Genomic DNA, 3856 nt, shown 5'->3' on the forward strand with positions numbered 1-3856 from the left:
CGAATAGTAGAAAGGCTAATGCCATTGTGTTTCGCGACGGCTTCATAAGCCGCAACTTTGCCCACGCCTGTTTTGTTCATCTGATAAACCGCTTGTACTGCTGCGACCATCTTTTTGGCTTTTTCTTGCGCTCGAATGCCTGCGACATCCCAGCGAGCCCACAATGCTTCACGGCAATAGGATTTTTCTACAGGTTTAGGTAAGTCGATAAAATCATCACCTACTTTGATTTTGCCTTCACGCTTGTAAAGCGCAGCTTGTGTGGCAAGCGGTAAAATAGAAATGTGGTATTCGAACGCTTTAGTGCCTTGGCGCTTGCGTTTAGTTTCTTCTGTTGAAATAGAATCTAATCTTTTGCGAACGTTATAAGGGTGAGTAGGTAAACCGCCAACACCAACAAGTTCTTGAACTGTGAACCATTCCATCGATTAGCCTCCTATGCGCTCTTTTTCGCATAACGTGAAGGCCAAATTTCCTCAGGTGTCACACCGATACGCTCTGCAATGATTCGCTCACACTTTGGATATGGGAAGCGCAAAGCATTGCGAAGAGTTGCGCTAGCGATTCCATTTTCTGCCGCTAACTTACTGTAGTTAGTATCTGCTTTTTCTAATGCAGCTCTAATATCAGCTTTATGCCAATCTCGATCATTTCCGTTCATCGTGTTACCCTCTTGTGTTACTCATACGTGCAAAAGCCATGTTTTGCGCTCTTATGTAACACATATTTGATCGAAAAAGATCGCATGTCAAGTTTATTGCGATCTTTTTGCTAATTTTAATGCGCTCTTTATCATCCTTTAATTTGCAAGGGATTAGGGCGGATTTGAGGGTAAATTAATGGAAAACTCGCTCCGATCTTTACATGATGAACAAATAGATCGATTTAAAGACAGATTAAAAGAAGCTATTGGAGAAGAGTCGGTGCGCTCTTTTTCGAAGAGGTGCGGCATATCCGAGAGTGTTATTCGTAAGTATTTAGCTGGTTCACACCCCGTGTTAGACAAGTTACCTAGAATTGCAGAGGCAACGGGTCGTAGTATGGAATGGTTAACCACTGGTTTTGAAGAATCAGAAAAAAAGAATAATGACTTTGAGCAGGAGTTCGTTCTTATTCCTGGCTATAGAATTCAAGTATCAGCTGGACACGGCACAAACCCTTTAGGCGGTGAAGAAGAACCATGCCGACACCTAGCGTTTAGACGCAAGTGGTTGAAGTGGCGAGGCTTTAGCGAAAAGGATTTAGCGATTGTATGGGCCAAAGGCGATAGCATGGAACCAACGATCAATAACAACGACACGCTAGTAGTACACCTAGGCCGCACCGTTCCACAGGATGGGCATTTATATGTTTTCAGAAGCGGTGAAGAGCTATTTGTGAAGCGTTACCAAAGCATGGTTGGCACATGGCGCTTAAAGAGTGACAGCCCGCTGTATGACACAATGGACATCAAAAAAGAAGAACAGCACCAGTTCCAAGTGATAGGCCAAGTGGTTCACATCGCTAAAGACCTGGGCAACTGATTTAAAAATTTAAAGGCACTTTAAAAACAAAATAAAGCCTTTCTGCAATTGTTCACTTTACTAGGGCTGATTTTTATAATTTCAAAAAATTGTTCATTTTGAAATTTCCGCCACCAACACCTAAAATACAAAAAAGGGTTTGAATCAAATCGACTCAAACCCTTTGTTTTTCCTAGCCTCAAACCAAATTCCTCCCATTTATTCCGACCAATTCCCATCTATTCCTTATATTGTTCATTTAAATAGTCTTCATACATTCGTCAGTGCGAAGGCAGGAATCTAAAATCACGCATAAGAGCGAGATCCCGGATAAATACTGCGTATTTTCCGGGATGACGAGTATAAACGTTGAAATAACGGGTATAACTCGAAGGATGACTTTGTCAACAAACTCAGAGCGCTAATTAGCGCTCTTTTCCTTTTCCAGCTTTGCTTGAAAGTCGGTTTTGACAATCTTTAAAGCGGCGAGCACAACATTGGTATCAACCTTGTTCGATTCGAGTAGATAGATCAAGTCAACGGCGAGTTTGATCTCATCAGGCGCATTGTCTAAAGAGACGTTGCTATTGTTCATTTATTGGTTCTTCTCTCTAAAAGTAATCTGTTTTTCAATTTTAATTTTCGCTTGTTGGCAACGTTTTAGCCTCTGTTCGGCAGTCAGTAAAGCCTGTTGAGCTGTGGTTTTACTTGCACCGAAGGCGTTCTCTACGGCGGTCTGTTTATCCTGCACGAGTAGCATTAATCGTCGTTCCCAGTCCTGATGCTGTGCCAAATCTTGATATAAATCGCTGATGGGCTTTCGGATCTCACTGAAATGCTTGGGTTCACTTTTGCGGATCGCCTGGGTCGACATTTCTCGCTGTATCGCACTGATCTGCGCAAGTAAGCGCTCAGTGAGATACTCCGCTCTAAGCTGAGTCAGTTTGCCCGCGCTTTGCTCGCGCATAATCGCATTGAGTGTTCCTTGCGTTTCCGTCACGCATGGTGTTAATAGTTTTCCGTGACAATGAAAGAGCGTGTCATCGAACAAAGGGCGGTGATGCTCACCTCGAGTACGGTCGATCTGCGCGGCACTCGCTTTAAGTTCAGTAATAATGGCATTTAATCGGGATAAATCACTCATAGCGGTACAAACCACGCATCATAGGCAAGTTTCACAGCAAGAATACTCACTACCGTGACAAACACAGGGCGGATGAATTTAGCACCAAAGCGAATGGCGGAATGAGCCCCAACGAAAGCCCCCGCCATTAAACAAACGCCCATGGTTAAACCGAGCACCCAGTCAATATGACCCAAAATAGCAAAAGTGATTAAAGATGTCAGGTTACTGGTGAAGTTCATTGCTTTCGCTAAGCCAGAGGCGGCGAGTATGTTTAAACGGTATAGCGCCATAGAGCTCACTGTCCAGAATGCGCCTGTACCGGGACCAGCTAAACCATCATAAAAACCTAAAGCAAAACCTTGTAGGTATTGCTTGGTGTTGAACTTCTTACATCCAGCGGGCATTTCATTTTGCACTGAGGCTGGCGCTTTATGCCAAACGGTATAGATTGCTGCGGCGAGAATAATCAAAGGCAGGGCTTTTTGTAGCCAAGCGGTGCTGATTGCATCAACAACCAGCGTACCTATCGTGGCACCAATGAGCGTCATGATAAATGCACGTAGCCAATACTGCGGCTCGAACAATCTTTTTCGATAATAGGTAAACGCTGCGGTAGATGAAGCAAAGGTCGCTGCAAGTTTGTTGGTGCCCAGCGCAATATGTGGCGGCAATCCTAAAGAGAGCAATGTCGGGACGGTTAACATGCCGCCGCCTCCAGCAACAGCATCGATAAATCCAGCAATAAACGCCACCAGAGCTAACACGACCAACATGGTCGGTTCGACTAATTCCATCAAAAAATAGGTCCTAAATTATCTGTTTTTTTATTCTTTATTTCTCGTTCCCCACGGTCCTCTGAAGTGACCCCATAAAGTTGGACATTTCTGTTAAGCGGCTTGCAAGGCCTGATTTCGATATTCTATCGGAGTCAGGCCTTTAAATTTCACCTTAATCCGTTTTGTATTGTAATACTCGATAGATTCTTCGATATTTGCAATCAGTTCATCAGCATCAGTGAAGCTTTGACCGTGATACATCTCTGTTTTGAGTAAAGCGAAGAAGTTTTCAGCCACTGCATTAACTAAACAGTTTCATTATCTCGACATACTTTGTTGAAGACCATTATCTACAATGAGCTTTTGTTAAGACTAGTGCTGGTATTGCCAACCCTGGTCGCAATGGACAATAGGAGACGTTCCCTAATCATGCTTGTCTAATGCCTCTTTCA

At 43.6% G+C, this 3856-nt stretch carries 7 protein-coding genes; 1 reads left to right on the top strand and 6 read right to left on the bottom strand.

All coding sequences use genetic code 11. From position 1 onward, the window contains the following. Both ACK5MF_RS05655 and ACK5MF_RS05660 read right to left on the bottom strand, forming a co-directional pair. A partial coding sequence (locus ACK5MF_RS05655) for a DNA-binding protein (RefSeq protein WP_416920203.1) occupies nucleotides 1-425 on the bottom strand: 425 nt, incomplete at its 3' end. 11 nt (nucleotides 426-436) lie between these two features. Further along, on the bottom strand, nucleotides 437-661 hold the full coding sequence (locus ACK5MF_RS05660) for a helix-turn-helix domain-containing protein (RefSeq protein ID WP_416920205.1): 225 nt from the start codon (nucleotides 659-661) through the stop codon (nucleotides 437-439). A 178-nt stretch (nucleotides 662-839) separates the two neighbouring features. Between ACK5MF_RS05660 and ACK5MF_RS05665 the strand changes: the two genes are divergently transcribed. Continuing rightward, nucleotides 840-1523, top strand: a complete 684-nt coding sequence (locus ACK5MF_RS05665) for an XRE family transcriptional regulator (RefSeq protein WP_416920207.1) — start codon at nucleotides 840-842, stop codon at nucleotides 1521-1523. Nucleotides 1524-1923: 400 nt separating this feature from the next. Here the strand turns inward: ACK5MF_RS05665 and rsmS are convergent, their stop codons facing one another. The 4 genes from rsmS to ACK5MF_RS05685 form a co-directional block, all read right to left on the bottom strand. Further along, nucleotides 1924-2097, bottom strand: a complete 174-nt coding sequence (rsmS, locus tag ACK5MF_RS05670) for a pleiotropic regulatory protein RsmS (protein ID WP_416920209.1) — start codon at nucleotides 2095-2097, stop codon at nucleotides 1924-1926. Continuing rightward, on the bottom strand, nucleotides 2098-2646 hold the full coding sequence (gene priC / locus ACK5MF_RS05675; RefSeq protein ID WP_416920211.1) for a primosomal replication protein PriC: 549 nt from the start codon (nucleotides 2644-2646) through the stop codon (nucleotides 2098-2100). Beyond that, complete coding sequence (locus ACK5MF_RS05680; RefSeq protein ID WP_416920213.1) at nucleotides 2643-3422, bottom strand: TSUP family transporter; 780 nt, start codon at nucleotides 3420-3422, stop codon at nucleotides 2643-2645. The genes priC and ACK5MF_RS05680 overlap by 4 nt, the downstream gene beginning before the upstream one ends. A gap of 93 nt (nucleotides 3423-3515) precedes the next feature. Beyond that, nucleotides 3516-3701: an IS3 family transposase gene (locus tag ACK5MF_RS05685; protein ID WP_416920215.1), complete on the bottom strand. Its 186-nt coding sequence runs from the start codon at nucleotides 3699-3701 to the stop codon at nucleotides 3516-3518. Between the last annotated feature and the right edge of the window lie 155 nt (nucleotides 3702-3856).

It is taken from the genome of Vibrio sp. (genome assembly GCF_047973365.1).
GTDB lineage: Bacteria > Pseudomonadota > Gammaproteobacteria > Enterobacterales > Vibrionaceae > Vibrio.

Excerpts from the sequence above, each read along its gene's own strand:
- ACK5MF_RS05660 (WP_416920205.1), bottom strand. The coding sequence starts at position 661 with ATGAACGGAAATGATCGAGATTGGCATAAAGCTGATATTAGAGCTGCA.
- ACK5MF_RS05665 (WP_416920207.1), top strand. The coding sequence starts at position 840 with ATGGAAAACTCGCTCCGATCTTTACATGATGAACAAATAGATCGATTT.
- rsmS (WP_416920209.1), bottom strand. The coding sequence starts at position 2,097 with ATGAACAATAGCAACGTCTCTTTAGACAATGCGCCTGATGAGATCAAA.
- priC (WP_416920211.1), bottom strand. The coding sequence starts at position 2,646 with ATGAGTGATTTATCCCGATTAAATGCCATTATTACTGAACTTAAAGCG.
- ACK5MF_RS05680 (WP_416920213.1), bottom strand. The coding sequence starts at position 3,422 with ATGGAATTAGTCGAACCGACCATGTTGGTCGTGTTAGCTCTGGTGGCG.